Here is a 15941-nt window from a genome sequence, read left to right as displayed (position 1 = left end):
ATAATTAAAGGTAAGAGGTAAGGAACACGCATTTCCTTCGACATTACAAGCATAGGGGTTGAAATCCATGAAACTTACGAAGCTGTTGGATCGTGACAATACGGTTGGCTACGTATTCGCCGCACCATTCATACTCGGATTTCTGATTTTTACGTTATTTCCGATGTTCTCTTCGCTGTATTATTCATTTACCGATTATAACCTGTTGGAAGCGCCTAGATGGGTAGGCATGGACAACTACACTAAAATTTTCACCGATGACGAGAAGATTTGGAAATCGTTCCAAGTCACCTTTACTTATGTATTTGCAAGCGTACCGCTGCGGCTGGCCTTCGCCTTGATCGTAGCGATGCTGCTGAATAAAGCCGTTGCAGGCATTGGCGTATACCGTTCCGCATATTACTTGCCTTCCTTGATCGGGGGCAGCGTGGCCGTTTCCATCATGTGGACCCAAATTTTCGGCGACAAAGGCTTGCTGAACTCGGTGCTCGGCATGGTTGGGATCGAAAGCAGCACGTCCTGGATCGGGAATCCCGGTACGGCGCTCTGGACCTTAATTCTTCTGTCCGTATGGCAGTTCGGCTCGTCGATGCTGATCTTCCTGGCAGGCTTGAAGAACATTCCGCAATCGTTGTATGAAGCGGCGAGCGTGGACGGAGCGAATAAGGTATACCAGTTTTTCCGCATTACACTGCCGCTGTTAAGCCCGATTATTTTATTCAACCTGATTATGCAAACGATCTCGGCCTTCATGACCTTTACTCCGGCTTATGTTATTTCCAGGGGCGAAGGCGGGCCGCTTGACAATACACTGCTTTATTCCTTGTACTTGTACCGCAGAGCGTTCTCCTTCTTCGAGATGGGTTATGCTTCCGCGATGGCTTGGGTAATGCTCATTATCATTGCCGTCATTTCGCTGGTTATTTTCAAAACATCCTCCTACTGGGTACATTACGAGTCGAAAGGAGAGAAGTAAGATGCCGAACAGCCGTAAGCTATTGAGACCATGGATTTATCACTTAAGTGTCGGTATACTGGCCTTCTTGATGATTTATCCGATTCTATGGCTCGCGATCAGCTCGTTGAAGCCGAATGATGAAATCTTTACTCAGGCGTACAGCTTGATCCCAAGCCGCCTGGAGTTTTCGAACTACTTAACCGGATGGAAAGGGTTCGCAGGAACGACCTTCGCCACCTTTTTCAAAAACTCGTTCATTATCGTTATTTTCTCCACGATCGGAGCCGTCGTTTCCTCGGCACTTGTCGCCTATGCCTTCGGACGGATTCCTTTCAAAGGAAAAGGCTTCTGGTTTGCTTGTGTCATGATGACAATGATGCTGCCGCACGACGTGACGATTATTTCGCAGTACGTAATGTTTGCCAAATTGGGATGGTTGTCGTCCTTTAAGCCGTTGATTGTACCTAGCTTTTTTGCGAAGCCGTTCTTTATCTTCCTGATCATGCAGTTTATCCGGACGATTCCTATGGAGCTGGATGAAGCGGCCAAGATGGACGGCTGCAACAAGTACACGATCTTCTTCCGTGTCGTGCTTCCTTTGATCGTTCCGGCACTCGTGACTTCGACGATTTTCTCGTTCTACTGGAGCTGGGATGACTTCATCAACCCGCTGCTGTACCTGAACAAACCGACGTTGTATCCGGTATCGCTTGCACTGAAGCTGTTCCTTGACGGCGATTCCTTGAACAACTGGGGCGGGATGTTCGCGATGGCGACCTTGTCTCTTGCACCGATCGTTGCCGTATTCTTGATTTTTCAAAAATATATTGTGGAAGGCATCAGCACCAGCGGCCTGAAATGAGGTTAACCGATGAGAGGAGAGGTAGAAGCTATGCCAGCATTGCAATTTGACGAACAACAAATCCGTGAGGTGATTGACCGTGTCGTTCATCGTACATTCCAAATGGATTTCAATTGGGATTGGCCGGGCGGCGTCGCCTTCTATGGCGTAACCGAGGCTTATGAAGCGACCGGCAAGCAGGAGTATCTTGATTTGCTGAAGGGCTGGGTCGATGAACAGCTGGAGGACGGACTGCCGAAGCTGACGATCAACGGCGTATCGATTGGGCATTCTCTGTTGACACTGCACAAAGCGACAGGCGAGCAAAAATATATCGACATCGCCATCCAAATGGCGGATTTCTTGAAAAACGACGCGGAGCGTTTTGCCGACGGCATTTTTCAGCACACGGTGAACTCGGAGGCCTACAATTTCCCTGAGCAGGCTTGGGTAGACACAATGTTCATGGCCGGCTACTTCCTTGTTCGGATCGGCACGCTGCTGGGCCGTGAAGATTATCTGGAGGACGGCATCAAGCAGTACCACGGACACGAGAACTTCCTGCAGGATTCGGTGACGAACCTGTACTATCATGGCTGGGACAACCTGGCGCAAAACCATATGTCCGGCGTATTCTGGGCGCGCGGCAACTCCTGGGCAGCCATTACGATGGCAAGGGCGCTTACTCTCGTCCATGTGACGCATCCTTCCTTCATGGTGATTGAAGGCTCGCTGCGCGATCAATTGGCGGCGCTGGTTCGTCTCCAGGCGAAGGACGGCATGTGGCATACGGTGCTGACGGATCCGACGGCTTACACGGAAACGTCCGGCTCCGCAGGGATCGCGGCAGCGCTGCTGTCCAGCGGCAACATGTACAACAAGTACGTAAACCCGGCGATCGAAGGCATTTTGTCCCGTATTTCACCGGACGGCTCCGTGCTGGGCGTTTCCGCAGGGACGGCAGTCATGAAAGATATCGATGGCTACAAGGGCGTACCGCACAAACGTGTACAAGGGTGGGGGCAAGGCCTGGCGCTGACCTTCTTGTCCTCCCTGCTGCAAAGACAATTATGGTAAAATAGAGAAAATAGGACAAAAGTCTATTCGACTGGGGGCAAGCATCTCATTTCCCTCCGTCGGACGGACTTTTGCTGCACTCAGGAGGAGTATGACCTTGGATAAGTCCTATCAATTTGATTTCGGCATTGGAGAAGCTGCGCCCTGCTATACAAAGATTACTGCCGCAACCGTGTACACGGCGGAGCAGGGGTATGGCTTTAAAGAGATTGAGAAGGTCGCGGCCAGAGACCGGAAGGAGCCTGCTGCACTTCGGCGTGATTTTTGCATCCCGATGGACACGGCATTTCTCGTGGATTTACCGAACGGCAGGTATAATGCGACGCTGCTGCTAGGGGACGCAATTACCGAAACGGTCACCACGGTAAAGTCAGGCTCGGGAAGGCTTATGCTGCACAAGCTTCGCACCGGTGCGGGTCAGTTTGAAAAGCAGAGCTTTTCCGTTCAGATTGATGACGGCCAGCTGAAGCTGTCTTTCAGCGGTCTCGCGCCCCGCATTAATGCAATGGATATTGTGCCATCCAAGCAGACGACCACGATCTTTCTTGCAGGTGACTCCACGGTAACGGATGAGACGGAGGATAACTTTCCGTTCGCAGGCTGGGGACAAATGCTGCCGCAATGGTTCCGGGCGGAGGTAGCGGTCTCCAACCATGCCAAATCGGGCAGGAGCTCGAAAAGCTTCATCGGCGAGGGCCGCCTGGACACGATTCTCCAGTCGATTCAAGCCAACGACTATTTATTTATCCAGTTCGGCCATAACGACCAGAAGAGCGATGAGGAACGCCATACGGACCCGTTCACAACGTATCAGGAGCATTTAATGCGATACATTGATGCGGCGAGAGAGCGGGGAGCGCATCCGGTATTGATTACTTCCGTGCAGCGCCGGTTCTTTGCGCCTGACGGTACGATTGTGGATACGCACGGCGAGTATCTTACCGCCATGCGGGAGCTGGCGGCGGCGGAGCAGGTACCGCTGATCGATCTGGCGGAGCGCAGCAAGGCGTTGTTCGAGGCGTTGGGACCGGAGGAAACGAAGTCCGTGTTCATGTGGGCGGCCCCGGGCGAATTTATTCACTTCCCGCGCGGTGTGGAGGACAATACGCATTTTCAGGAAAACGGAGCGATCCGGATCGCCAAGTTGGTGGCGGACGGCATTCGGGAGCTGCGGCTTCAGCCCTTGACCTTATACTTAAAATCTTGAGAGTTGAAATTTTTAAAAAAACGGGAACAACAAGGATCGGAAGAAGGATCCGTACATGCAGCCGTACTTTTTCAGGGGCAGCCTTTGGCAGCTCCTGTTTTTTTGCGTGCATGTTACAAATGACAGCTGGCGAACCATGCCGTCCCCACCCCCAAGCAGATCACAGCATGGCGCAAAACCTTAGCGCTTATTGTCGCCCTGCATGGCTGTCGGTCGAATAGCACGGACCGCTGAACACCTTCCTGAAGCAAGCTTGTGCAGCCCCGTGACTTACCTGAAAGTTAGCAGGTATACCTAAGTTGCGTCATTCTCAATCCTCTGCCTGTCCGCTATAATCAGGTGTATGGTTTACAAATAGGAATAAGGCTTCACAGAGAATGCGGAGTCTTTGAAGGGAGAATTACGAATGAGCAAGTTGACGCCGCTGCAAAAGCGCGGTTGGAATGCAAGTCAGCTCGTATTGGGCTGCATGGGTTTAGGTGGAGGCTGGAGCGGCAATCCGGTAACCCCCGAGCTTGTTAAGCAAGCGCATGAAGCAGTGGAGGCGGCGCAATCGATAGGTATTACGATGTTCGACCATGCGGATATTTACGCACGCGGAAACGCGGAGCTCGTATTCGGCCAAGTATTGAAGGAGCGTCCGGAGCTTAGGGACCAAATCGTCATTCAATCGAAATGCGGCATCCGGTTCGAGGAGGGACCAGGCCGTCCCGGCAGGTTCGATTTCTCCAAGGAGCATATTACGTCAAGCGTGGAGGGCATTTTGTCCCGATTGAATATCGAATCGCTCGATATTTTGCTGCTCCACCGTCCGGATCCGTTGATGGAGCCCGATGAAGTAGCGGAAGCGTTCCGGCAGCTGAAGCAGTCTGGCAAGGTGAAAGCATTCGGTGTTTCGAACATGAGCGCCGCCCAGATCCGCTTTCTGCAAGCGAGCATCGAGGAGCCGTTGATTGCGAATCAGCTTGAAATGAGCTTGTTGAAATTGGACTGGCTGGATAACGGCATTCACCAGAACCAGAAGCAGGGGACGCAGGTTTCTTTCCCTGACGGCACCATGGAGTTTTGCCAGATGGAAAACATTCAGCTTCAAGCATGGAGCCCTCTTGCTAAAGGCCTGTTCAGCGGGAAGGATTTGGAGGGTCAAAGCGATGCTGTAAAACAAACCGCGGCTCTCGTTCAGGCGATGGCAGAAGAGAAGGAAACGACCCGTGAAGCCATTGTGCTGGCGTGGCTTATGCGTCATCCTGCCCGTATTCAACCGGTTATCGGCACAAGTCAAGCCGCCCGCATCCGCGCTTGCCAAGACGCAGCGAAGCTGGAGCTGACCCGCGAGGAATGGTATTCCTTGTACGTGAGCTCGCGAGGAAGCAGAATGCCGTAGGCGGCAAGCAGTCAAGAGCGGGATGTTCCGAATATTTTGGTAAAATCAGATCTATCAAAACTTTCCCTATCCCCTGGGCAAGGCAGTATGTTACCATATGACTGCCATTCTAAAATTTACCAGTTCCAGGGGGCTTAATCTATGAGCATCAACTTACAGGATTGGATTCAAGAAGCCGATCTGCTGAGCATGCAAAAAGCAATGTCTTCGGGCGAATGTACGTCCGAAGCCCTCGTACTTGCATATATCGAACGCATTCATAGGTATAATCCTTTGATCAATGCCATATTAGAGATCAATCCCGATGCGCTTGAAATAGCAAGGAATCTTGACCTTGAGCGAAATGCAACAGGCAGCAGGGGGCCGCTGCACGGAATTCCAATCCTGCTGAAGGATAACATCGATACGCACGACCGGATGCATACGAGCGCTGGTTCAGTCGCATTGGCTGAGTCGTTTGCTGCTGAAGATTCGTTCATAGCCGCAAAGCTCCGCGCTGCTGGCGCAGTTCTTCTAGGTAAGGCCAATATGACCGAGTGGTCGAATTTTATGTCCGATCATATGCCAGCAGGATACAGCTCCAGAGGCGGATATGTATTGAATCCCTATGGACCTGGTAAGCTCTTCGTCAGCGGGTCAAGTTCAGGATCAGCTGCCGCTGTTGCCGCAAACCTGGCAGCAGCAGCGATCGGAACTGAAACCGCGGGTTCGATTATAGGGCCGGCCAGCCAACATTTTCTCGTCGGAATAAAGCCTACTGTAGGGCTTGCGAGCCGCAGGGGCATTATCCCGATCTCTATAAGTCAGGATACGCCGGGGCCAATTTCCAGGACGGTCACGGATGCAGCGATCCTACTCGGGGCAATCGTCGGGATTGACGAAAAAGATAAGGCAACATGGACTAGTCCGCATCGAACCTGTCATGACTACACAACTTATCTTGACCGGGATTTTCTGGGTAAAACTCGTATCGGGATTCCTAGACATTACTACCGGTCGTTGGATGAAGAAAGACTTTCCATCATGGAATCCGCTATCGAAGTTTTGCGTGAGCAAGGTGCTGCAGTGATCGATCCTGTGGACCTCCACTTGGAACAGCAGCCATGGAACAATGATGTTATCTGCTACGAATTCAAAACCGGCCTGAATCGCTATTTATCGAAGCTGGACTCGGATTTGTCCGTGCATTCTCTTCAAGAACTGATTGAGTATAATCAGAAACATGCTGTTTCCGCATTGAGGTTTGGCCAAGACAATCTGATTCGCTCGGAACAAAATGCGTTGAACGAGATCACCTATCAACTTAAACGTCGGGAATATAACTATCCGGCTGTATCGCAAGGGATTGACTATGCACTCGATCAACACGGCTTAGATGCCTTAATGTTACCCGGTGACATCGATGGCATGTACATTGCTGCCCGGTTAGGGTATCCGCTTATTACGGTGCCCGCGGGTTACTCAGCAAAAGGAACAATAGATGCGGATGGCGATTCGACGCAGGGGCCATTTGGTGTTGTCTTTTCCGGGAGGGCTTTCAGTGAACCTACACTAATCAGCATTGCGTACAGCTTTGAGCAGGCAACACTTTTCCGTAGTCCGCCAGATCCGGGTGATAAAGAAGTAGCACAACGTACGAATTTAGACAAGGACCTAACCTAGCCGCAGGCTAGGTTTTTCTCAATCTACATATTAAAGCTTTTTATTAAGATATTGTTAAAAATGAATTGATCCGCTGCCGATTATCGCATATATTGAGGCTACAAGCTTGTTCGAAAGGAAGTGTGTGCGGAGTTGGTAAAGGGACCGTGGGATCGGTTGGTGCAGAAGGACGGTCAGCTGGATGACGGACAGCTCATCAGCCGGAACATTTTATACATCGGGCGGAACGGCAAAAAGGTCGAAAGGTTTATTGCTAAGGGGCTCGATGGCAGCTATATATTTAAGCCTTTGACGAATGAGGATACGATGGGCCGTGAAATATGGATATACCGGAATGTGCTGCCCCTGCTCAAGGTTCGTTATCCCCGTCTGCTGGCATATGCCGAGCATCAGGACCCGAAACGGTTCTGGGCGATTTACGAGGATTTGGGGGAGCTCACACATAACTGGGACTGGGGAACCTTGCTGCATGCGGCACAAGCAATCCCCCTATGGCATGAGCTTCCGCTGGAGCAGGTCCCTGCTTCCTTTGAAGGACATTCGCCGGGCTGGAAGGAAGTGCGCAGGCAGGTGACGGAGGTAACGCCCGGGTGGTCGCTTGCGGAGACGCTAGGTAGACTCCAATGGACGGAACAGCAGATCCGACAAGCGATGACGCTGCTCGATTCCCCCCTTCCGGACGGCTTGGAGATGGCAATGGTCATCAGCCATGGTGATTTTCATCCGATGAATTTGTCGCTGCTAGCCGGAGGCGAGCTTGTCATTATGGATTGGGAATACGTTCATCGTAATTCCGTGTTCTGGGATTTGTATAATTTGCTCGACATTACAAGCCCGCGGTACACCAAGCCTGTTGTAGAGCCTTCCCTGAGAAAGGAAGTGCTGCTGGCGTATGTCCGCCGTCGGGCATCACTCGGAACATCAATCAACGCGGAATCGTTCATGACGGCTTATTATCACTATGCGCTTCTGCATAGCTTGTGGATTTTGCTGCTTGTCGAGAAGGATTTGAAGAACTGCACTGCCGATGAAGTGCCGGCTTTAAGAGAACAGCAGCAAATAACGCAGCACATCAGCCGGGATCTGATGAACGAGCTGGCTTAAGAGAGCACCCTGCGGGCTTAAACTTCTCCTCATGTAGCTAATTTCCCTCAGAGCGGAGCCGCAGCTCTTTACGGTAGGAGGATGGACTTGTCCCGTAATGGGCTGTGAACTGTTTTGTGAAATAAAAAGGGCTGTGAAACCCGATCTCCTCCGCGATCTCGGCAACAAGCAGGGAGGTATGCTCGAGCAGCCTGGAAGCATGGCGCAGGCGGAGCCGCATAAGGGCTTCCATAATCGATTCTCCGACCTGCTCCTTGAACAAATGAGACAAACGGGAAGGGGACAGGGCAACGCGAGCTGCCAACTGCTCCACACTGTGCTGCTCCTTCATATGGCTGCTTAAATAATTCCATATATCGTCTACTCGCGGATCGAGCGTTCCGCTTTTTTGCCGTGTCCGGTTCCGGGAGAGCAGCAGCAAGATTTCCTCCATGGCATTCATTGCAAGCTGTCCCCGGTAAAAATCAAGCTCCAAACTGTCGCGGAGCAGCCGCTTGAACGCTGCTTCGACGCGCTCCTTCAGCTCTCCCGGCTCCAGGTGGAGCGAGGTCCATGCACCCGGCTCCCGGGACAGCTCCAGCCAGCCGAACCAGTGGGGCAGGGGAACAAAATGCGCCCACAGAAACTCCCATACGCTGTTCTCGGGCGTCCGGTAATCATGCGGTGTTCCCGGTGGAAGCAGAACAATGTCTCCGGCAGCGCAGGTGACCAGCTCGTCGTTCAGCCTGTATTGTCCTGAACCGGAAAGCGTGAACGTAATGAGCCAGTCCCGCGTTCCATGGGAGCGGTACGTTTGATAGCCGAAGGGCTGGGTGAAATGGCCTGCGATGAGAATACCGGAAGGGGGGGAAGCCGTTTCTTCCATGTGGGATGCAGCAGGATCGTTAAGGTTTTCAGCCATTTGTTTCATTCCTCCGGAACGACGTTCATTCTATAATGAGGTCAGTTGATTGAAGCTAACCACATTATGAATTGGAGGATGGACAGATGTCAAACAAGGTTCTGGGCGGCGTACTGAGCGAGCAGCAACTGCATCAGTTTCATGAGGAGGGCTACTTGATAGTCCGGGGATTGTTCGCGCAGGAGGTGGAGCAAATCAAAGAGGAATTTATGAGACTCCATGCTCTGGGCACCATCCCGGGCTGCTTTCATGCTGTCCCCGCGGAGGAGGCGGGCGGCGATATTTTGAAGCAGTATCCGCGGATGATGCATCCGCATAAGATCAATGATACAGCATTTGAGTATATGCTTCATCCGAAGGTGATGCATATTTTGGCGGATTTGTTCGGTGGGGACCCTCTCGCCGCTCAAAGCATGTTTTATTTCAAGCCGCCCGGTGCGAAGGGGCAGGCGCTGCACCAGGATCAATTTTATTTGAAGGTGGAGCCGGGAACGTGTATCGCGGCGTGGACCGCTGTGGACCCGGCGGACGAGGAGAACGGAGGCCTGATGGTCGTACCGCGTTCCAATAAGCTTGCTGTAGAATGCCCGCACCAGGCAGATCCCCAGGTATCCTTCACCAAAGAGGAAGTCGAGGTTCCCGAAGGCTACGAGGTGGTGCCTGCTGTCATGGAAGCAGGGGACGTGCTGTTCTTCAATGGGAGTGTCATTCATGGCTCGTATCCGAACCGTTCAGCCGACCGGTTCCGTCGCGCTTTCATTTGTCACTACTCGGATGTCGATACGACACGGATCGGAAAATATTATAAACCGTTGTACCGTTACGACGGCACCGACGTGACACTTGAGGATAACGAGGATGCCGGGCCTTGCGGAACGGAATTTGAGGCAGTATCAGCCGCTCATTGAGCATACACGAAGTTGGGGAATATAGAATAGAGTGCAGGTACACCGTGCGCAGTTTCCGGCGCGCGGTGCAGTGCTGTAGGAAGTCAGTCGATCTGTTATACATTTCGGATTGAAAAATAGTTTACACATTTTTGAAAGCGGTAACATAACTGTAATGTTCATGGTGTATAATAAGGGAAAAGCGATCAAAGGAGTGCTGACCGATGGGAGTTGAACCCATGAATCCCTTTGAACTGTATGCCGCCAAACGCTGCTGCCGCTGTGGAACTACCCTGGAGGAACAATCCGATTGCTACAAGACAACCTGTGATGCATGCGAGGGAAAAACATTTTACCCGCTTTCCCCGCTTCAACCGGCCGGGAAGCCGGTTCGCTTCATGCAGGGCTGTGATATTATCGACGATTACTGCTTATAGACCGCTTGATGAAACGAGATAACCCCCGACCAACTCTCGAAAAAAGAGCTGGTTCGAGGGTTATTCCAATTTTCCTTGGTCTTTAATTTGAATACCGACAGACAGCTTGACCGCAATGCGCGGATAAACGGCATTCCAATCCAGAGCCTTCCATTCTTTATAGGTTAAGCTGTTGCGGACGACCTTGCCGAATCCAAGGCTGTCAACGCCATGCTTCTGGATATTGCGAATTATGTCCTCCAGCTGCTTGCTGATATGTCTGGAGATGGCCTCCTCCAGCAGCTGGTGGTCCTTGGTCTCAGCCAGCCGAAGCTTCCCTATATACTCCCGAATCGCTCCCCGAATGGAAAGCTGCAGGTGGATACCTATGGAACCATTGTTCATTTTGGTTGCCTTGAGTTTCCGGGTGCTTTCAACAGAGTCGAGCATGACCGATTCGGTGCCTTCCTTGCCGGTCAAATCGATGCTCATCTCCCCGCGATTGACTTTTCCGCGGGCCAAAGCGAAGAACATGACTTGGACCGGCTCAATTCTCATCCGGTACTTGTCCTTTTTAAAAAGAGCGATGCCGTCCATCTCGATATTATCCTTACGGCCGACGACAATTGGAGCGACCGGGTCAATTCCGTCGTCGTAGTAATCCCTTACGAAATCATATAAGGTCACACGGGGGATGCTCCCGCCGTTGGATTCTTTTTCCAGCAAACGGTCAATATACTGTCCTGTGCGCGGATGCTGGGAGAAGTTGTGCTCCAGTAATTGGGAGGCTTCCCCGTTCACAATGACAACTTTGACTCTCGGAGAAATCGTCGGATCCCGCTGCAGCGTATCCAGATGACTCCATAAGCCGCTTTTAGCCAGTGACAGCCCGTACAGTGTGGTCCGGAGCTGACCGCTGACGAGAATCAGATTAGTCTTTCTGGATAAATTAAGCCGTCCCTCCTTACTGGTACGTGCAACCGTGGATAGGATCTCGCGTCGAACGGTAGACTCAGGGTCGGTTTTGGGGATGCTGACACTGATTTTTAGTCTTCCGTCAGGGAGCAGATCATAAGAGGTGGACTGGGTGAATCCGAGCCGCTCCAGGATAAGTTGATCCCTGCAGCCTGTAAGCAGCAAGGAAAGTACAAGGCAGACAGCGATCCGTTTACCCATTCGAGGGGCGCTCCTTTCCCGAAATCCATCCGATGCCAATGATAGCGAGGGGCAGAAGATAAGCGATATACAACGCAGAATTCCCTACGACATAAAGCCAATCTTCTACTTCTTTTATCGTTTTGGGGATGAAAGCAATAGCAAATGAACAGAGCACAATAATAAAGCTAAGCCGTTTGTCGCTGAGCCTTGGGAAGATGCGCTGAAACGTTTGTTGAGCGGACCAATAATACAGCACGGCCGTATCCAAAGTATTCAACAGCAGAAAGCTGTAAAGTAAATTCTCCAGACGTTCAATAAAAGGAAGTCGGATATAGGCCAGCGTTTCCAGCATCGGGAAGGTCAAGTGACGGAGCTGCTCGAAGCTGAAGAAAGTATACCCGATAAAACAGATGGAAGTATACACGAATACTACCGCCATATTGCCGATCTGGGCCGATTTATGCCATTTGTCCGAAGCATCGAAATAAGGGAACAAGAGCAGGCAGATCTCATACCCGAGAAAAGCAGTGAATATTTTGATGCTTCCTTTAAAAGGGTGCTCTCCCTCGTGAAACAGAAAGCTCGTCAATCGGCCAAGCTCGAGATCGGGAAGGAAGAACAGCATCAGTAAATTCATCCAAGCGAACAGCCAGAAAAACATCGTGATCGCTTTCGAGATGGTGTAGATCCCTTTGATGAGCAGCAAAAAGGCCAGCACGCTGATGCTCAGCTTGAATACCATCGGATTCGTCGTCGGAAACGAAAGCATCTGGAAGATGAGGACATATTCCTTCACAACCATACAGCCGAGCAATGCCCAAGTGAGGGCGATGACCAAATATATCGGGTAAAGCAGCGACTTGGGGCAAGCCGCTTCCATAACCTCGAAAATCGTTCTGCCTTTGCATGCACGGTACGCCTTTGAAACAAGCCATAGGTTGATGGCCGAAATGATGCCGAACCCGGGAACGGCAATCCAGCCGTTCAATCCGAAGGTTTCAGCCACAAGCCGAGGCAAGCTGAAAATGACAATGCCGGATTGAGCCATGAATACGATAATCGCAGTTTGGTAGGGCGTTATCTTTTCCTGCACATCCGATCCATCCTTATTTTCTCATTTTGTTTTTTACTTGGTTCGGGCTTTGAGGCTGAGAGGGTCTGTCTTTAATCATCCACAGGGGAGCTCGTATAAGCACGTCCCGCCAGTCATTCCACTTCATAGGAGCAATGGGGATCAAGTAGGAGGACCCCAAGCTCGTTATGCCGGATATATGGATCGTCAGCGCCGTTACACCCAGGATTAAGCCGAAGTTCCCCCAAATCCCAGCCAACACGATAAGGCCGAAGCGGACAAGACGAATGGACGCGCTCATCACGTAGCTCGGAACAACGAAGGACGCGATGGCGGAGGAGGCGACAGCGATAATGAGGATGTTGCTTGTCAGTCCGGCTTGGACAGCGGCTTGGCCGATGACGATACCTCCTACGATACCGATCGTTTGGCCGATTTTAGTCGGCAGCCGGGCCCCTGCTTCTCGAAGCAGCTCGATCGTAATTTCCATCAGCAGCGCTTCATACAGAGGGGGAAAGGGGACGCGGCTTCGCGATTCGGTTAACGTAATAATGAGGGTCTCCGGAATCATTTCGTAATGATAGGTTGTTACAGACACGTAGAATGCAGTAAAGATAATCGTTATAAGAAAAGCGACCAGCCTGAGCAAACGGGTGGCCGTACCCAGCATCCACCGCTGATAATAATCGTCGGGGGAAGAGAAAAATTCCAGGAACGCCGCAGGCGCGGAGATAATGGTCGGACTCCCGTCCACCAGACAGAGCACCCGGCCTCCGATGAGCTTGGATGCTGCCGAATCCGTTCTTTCTGTAGTCAGAAATTGCGGGAACACCGAGTTCGGCTGATCGTCGAAGTATTGCGTCAGCATATTGCCGTCATAAACGGCATCCACCTCGATGCTTTGGATCCGTTCGATCATTGTATGTACAAAGTGCATATTGGCAATGTCTTTAATGTACAAAATATAGACCGTATTTTTCGAGACTTCGCCTACGGTCAGCTTAACCACCTTCAAGTGGGAGCTTTTGACTCTGCGCCGGATGAGGGAGAGATTCGTCTCCGCCGTTTCAACGAAAGCGTCGTGCGGACCCGTAATAACCGATTCCGTCTCCGACTGGTTGACCGCTCTTGTTTCACCGCCTGTAACAAAAGCTAAATGCACACGGTCTTGATAAAAAATGGCGGTTCCCCCGTCCAAAATAGCAAGTACGATGTCCTTGCTGCCGTCGGCGGAAGTAAAGGGTGCCTGACTCATCAGAGCAGCAAGCTGTTCCGGCGGAGTCTCTCTCAGGGTCGTCAAAACTTGACGGTCCCACACCTCCTTTTGAATGAGATGCGAGAAGTAAACCAGGTGCAGTCCGTCTCCATGAAGAGACACATGACTCAGGTCGCTGCAGTCTTCGAATTGGCTGAGGATGTTCTGCAGGCTGGTGGAGCCATCCTCTGGCTGCTCATGCAGCTCATTAGAGCTTTGCTCCACACCGGAAGCAGGCAAGGCCTTGTGGGGCTGATCGGGCTGTTGACGGCCCCGCTGCAGCAAACGGAGCAGGGAAGGGAATTTGAACATAATTTATGCGGGCTCCCCTGGGCTAGAAGTTTCATGAGGATATTTTACCCAGAGGTGGACAGATCATACATTGGATTGAACATGAGGGGGGAGGCTGCTGATCGGCAGTCATCAGGGCAGCTCCGAATCAGATCATCGCCAAAAAGCTCTCAACCAGCTCCGGCTCGAAGGCTTCGCCTTGTTGTTCCCTAAGAAATTGAATCGCTTTGTCCGAAGACCAAGCATCCTTATAAGCCCGCCTGCTGGTCAAGGCATCGTACACATCGACGATGGAGACGACTCTCGCTTCGAACGGAATGTCGGTGCTCTTCAACTTGGCAGGGTACCCGCTGCCGTCCCATTTTTCATGATGGTAATGAATAATGTGCTTTGCAATCTTCAAATCTTCATCCAAAATATCGTCTTCCAATTCATTGGATATTTTATTGACAATCTCGAGACCGATTAACGGATGCGTCTCCATAATATGGCGCTCATAGTAATTCAGTTTTCCCGGTTTGTACAAGATTCCTTCGGGAATGCCGGACTTGCCGATGTCATGCATGATGCTGGCATTAACGATTTGGTGTATGTATTCTTCAGTCAGCCCCAGCTTCATCCGCTCGTTATGAGCTCTCAGCAGCTTCTCAGTGCCTATCTGAACCTGGTGCAGGTGCTCTTCAATATGAGGGTCCCGTATTTCACAGGAGATGGCCAACACTTTCAAAATTTCATTTTGCAGCTTCACTTTGCGTGTTTCCGATAAGTAGCTGCCTTCAGGCATATCGTCCAGATCCCGAACGACGCCCACATAAAATACATCCTGCAGATGGGGGATGGGCGTGATCGTAATATTCGTGTGCCACAGCTCCTGATTTCGTTTGCGGTTAACGAACACACCGGACCAGCCAAGCCGGTGCGATAAGGCGGCTTTCATACTCTCGTACGTTTTCTTAGGGGTGAGACGCGAGCTTAAGAAATTGGCGCGAAGACCCACCATATAGTCTCGGGGGTAGCCCGTTAATTCTTCATATTTCTTGTTTACATCGAGAATTCGGTGCTGTTGATCCGTAATGATGACGGCGTCGGCCAATTGTAAGTAATGAGACCAAGGCTGCAAGGGGCTTCCTCCTTTGCTGTAAATAAACATCAAATGCTAGTTTACCACAGGCAGGGGCTTATGTTGAGGCTGCATTCAAAAGTTTGACGATTTGACGGGAACATTTTTGTTCAGCATCACGTGAGCAGATGGGCGCACAACCGGAAGATAGCGCATACAATATATTGCAGCAGCTAGTTGTTTTGTGCAGCCGGGTTGCAGGATCCGGCCATAATCCCTACATACAGAAGGGGGAGGCTCCGATGTGGATTGATGTTTTGTGCAGCTTTATTGTGTTCCTGGTCATTGTCGGAATGTTTATCTTGCTTGGATTGAAGGATGGCGGCAAAAAATAACATCGTTCATATTATCTGATGGATTTGAAACGCTTAGTAATAAGTTTTATTATATAGAAGAGGCGAAAGTAACAATATTTTTGCCTTAATAGTTTCAACCGGATGCGACCAACAGCCTGATTGGACACGGCTTCGAAGGAAGTCAAGAGGACATGGCAAGAATATTGGACAGCCTGCGGGAATAACTTTTAGAAAACGATGTAATATTCTGCCTTCCTGCTGAATGTTTCGTGTCCTTTCGGTGTATAATGAAACTATATGAACCTATTATAG

14 protein-coding genes are annotated in these 15941 nt (G+C 51.0%); 9 read left to right on the top strand and 5 right to left on the bottom strand.

The genetic code is table 11. The features are described from left to right. The first annotated feature begins 67 nt into the window (after window positions 1-67). From CF651_RS08725 to CF651_RS08695, 7 genes are all read left to right on the top strand, one after another. Window positions 68-976, top strand: coding sequence for a carbohydrate ABC transporter permease (locus CF651_RS08725; protein WP_094014467.1), 909 nt, complete (start codon window positions 68-70; stop codon window positions 974-976). A gap of 1 nt (window position 977) precedes the next feature. Then, window positions 978-1820, top strand: coding sequence for a carbohydrate ABC transporter permease (locus tag CF651_RS08720; protein ID WP_094014466.1), 843 nt, complete (start codon window positions 978-980; stop codon window positions 1818-1820). A gap of 30 nt (window positions 1821-1850) precedes the next feature. Continuing rightward, on the top strand, window positions 1851-2876 hold the full coding sequence (locus CF651_RS08715; protein ID WP_094014465.1) for a glycoside hydrolase family 88/105 protein: 1026 nt from the start codon (window positions 1851-1853) through the stop codon (window positions 2874-2876). A gap of 97 nt (window positions 2877-2973) precedes the next feature. After that, window positions 2974-4083, top strand: a complete 1110-nt coding sequence (locus CF651_RS08710) for a rhamnogalacturonan acetylesterase (RefSeq protein ID WP_425436233.1) — start codon at window positions 2974-2976, stop codon at window positions 4081-4083. A gap of 406 nt (window positions 4084-4489) precedes the next feature. Further along, on the top strand, window positions 4490-5467 hold the full coding sequence (locus CF651_RS08705; RefSeq protein WP_094014463.1) for an aldo/keto reductase: 978 nt from the start codon (window positions 4490-4492) through the stop codon (window positions 5465-5467). Window positions 5468-5608: 141 nt separating this feature from the next. Next, window positions 5609-7129 (top strand): amidase family protein, encoded by a 1521-nt coding sequence (locus CF651_RS08700; RefSeq protein WP_094014462.1) that lies wholly within the window; start codon window positions 5609-5611, stop codon window positions 7127-7129. Between the two features lie 132 nt (window positions 7130-7261). Then, window positions 7262-8233 carry a phosphotransferase gene (locus CF651_RS08695; RefSeq protein ID WP_094014461.1) on the top strand — a complete coding sequence of 324 codons (972 nt, stop codon included), beginning with the start codon at window positions 7262-7264 and terminating at the stop codon, window positions 8231-8233. 37 nt (window positions 8234-8270) lie between these two features. Here CF651_RS08695 and CF651_RS08690 read toward each other — a convergent pair whose 3' ends face one another. Beyond that, complete coding sequence (locus CF651_RS08690) at window positions 8271-9134, bottom strand: helix-turn-helix domain-containing protein (protein WP_179232738.1); 864 nt, start codon at window positions 9132-9134, stop codon at window positions 8271-8273. Between the two features lie 86 nt (window positions 9135-9220). On the opposite strand from CF651_RS08690, the gene CF651_RS08685 reads away from it, so the two are divergent. Next, complete coding sequence (locus CF651_RS08685; RefSeq protein WP_094014459.1) at window positions 9221-10042, top strand: phytanoyl-CoA dioxygenase family protein; 822 nt, start codon at window positions 9221-9223, stop codon at window positions 10040-10042. Between the two features lie 203 nt (window positions 10043-10245). Further along, window positions 10246-10458 (top strand): protein YhfH, encoded by a 213-nt coding sequence (gene yhfH / locus CF651_RS08680; protein WP_094014458.1) that lies wholly within the window; start codon window positions 10246-10248, stop codon window positions 10456-10458. Window positions 10459-10518: 60 nt separating this feature from the next. Here yhfH and CF651_RS08675 read toward each other — a convergent pair whose 3' ends face one another. The 4 genes from CF651_RS08675 to CF651_RS08660 all read right to left on the bottom strand — a co-directional run bounded on the left by CF651_RS08675 (window position 10519) and on the right by CF651_RS08660 (window position 15333). Further along, window positions 10519-11613, bottom strand: a complete 1095-nt coding sequence (locus CF651_RS08675) for a Ger(x)C family spore germination protein (RefSeq protein ID WP_094014457.1) — start codon at window positions 11611-11613, stop codon at window positions 10519-10521. Then, window positions 11606-12688 carry a GerAB/ArcD/ProY family transporter gene (locus tag CF651_RS08670; RefSeq protein ID WP_094014456.1) on the bottom strand — a complete coding sequence of 361 codons (1083 nt, stop codon included), beginning with the start codon at window positions 12686-12688 and terminating at the stop codon, window positions 11606-11608. Before CF651_RS08670 ends, CF651_RS08675 begins: the two co-directional genes overlap by 8 nt. A gap of 13 nt (window positions 12689-12701) precedes the next feature. Continuing rightward, window positions 12702-14234: a spore germination protein gene (locus CF651_RS08665; protein WP_094014455.1), complete on the bottom strand. Its 1533-nt coding sequence runs from the start codon at window positions 14232-14234 to the stop codon at window positions 12702-12704. A gap of 127 nt (window positions 14235-14361) precedes the next feature. After that, on the bottom strand, window positions 14362-15333 hold the full coding sequence (locus CF651_RS08660; protein WP_245855787.1) for an HD domain-containing phosphohydrolase: 972 nt from the start codon (window positions 15331-15333) through the stop codon (window positions 14362-14364). Window positions 15334-15941 lie beyond the last annotated feature (608 nt).

Source organism: Paenibacillus rigui (assembly GCF_002234615.1).
Lineage (GTDB): Bacteria > Bacillota > Bacilli > Paenibacillales > NBRC-103111 > Paenibacillus_S > Paenibacillus_S rigui.
This window is presented reverse-complemented; position numbering and strand designations above follow the sequence as displayed.

What these genes read in the sequence shown, in the direction of transcription:
- CF651_RS08725 (WP_094014467.1), top strand. Translation starts at nt 68, where the DNA reads ATGAAACTTACGAAGCTGTTGGATCGTGACAATACGGTTGGCTACGTA.
- CF651_RS08720 (WP_094014466.1), top strand. Translation starts at nt 978, where the DNA reads ATGCCGAACAGCCGTAAGCTATTGAGACCATGGATTTATCACTTAAGT.
- CF651_RS08715 (WP_094014465.1), top strand. Translation starts at nt 1,851, where the DNA reads ATGCCAGCATTGCAATTTGACGAACAACAAATCCGTGAGGTGATTGAC.
- CF651_RS08705 (WP_094014463.1), top strand. Translation starts at nt 4,490, where the DNA reads ATGAGCAAGTTGACGCCGCTGCAAAAGCGCGGTTGGAATGCAAGTCAG.
- CF651_RS08700 (WP_094014462.1), top strand. Translation starts at nt 5,609, where the DNA reads ATGAGCATCAACTTACAGGATTGGATTCAAGAAGCCGATCTGCTGAGC.
- CF651_RS08690 (WP_179232738.1), bottom strand. Translation starts at nt 9,134, where the DNA reads ATGGCTGAAAACCTTAACGATCCTGCTGCATCCCACATGGAAGAAACG.
- CF651_RS08685 (WP_094014459.1), top strand. Translation starts at nt 9,221, where the DNA reads ATGTCAAACAAGGTTCTGGGCGGCGTACTGAGCGAGCAGCAACTGCAT.
- yhfH (WP_094014458.1), top strand. Translation starts at nt 10,246, where the DNA reads ATGGGAGTTGAACCCATGAATCCCTTTGAACTGTATGCCGCCAAACGC.
- CF651_RS08675 (WP_094014457.1), bottom strand. Translation starts at nt 11,613, where the DNA reads ATGGGTAAACGGATCGCTGTCTGCCTTGTACTTTCCTTGCTGCTTACA.
- CF651_RS08665 (WP_094014455.1), bottom strand. Translation starts at nt 14,234, where the DNA reads ATGTTCAAATTCCCTTCCCTGCTCCGTTTGCTGCAGCGGGGCCGTCAA.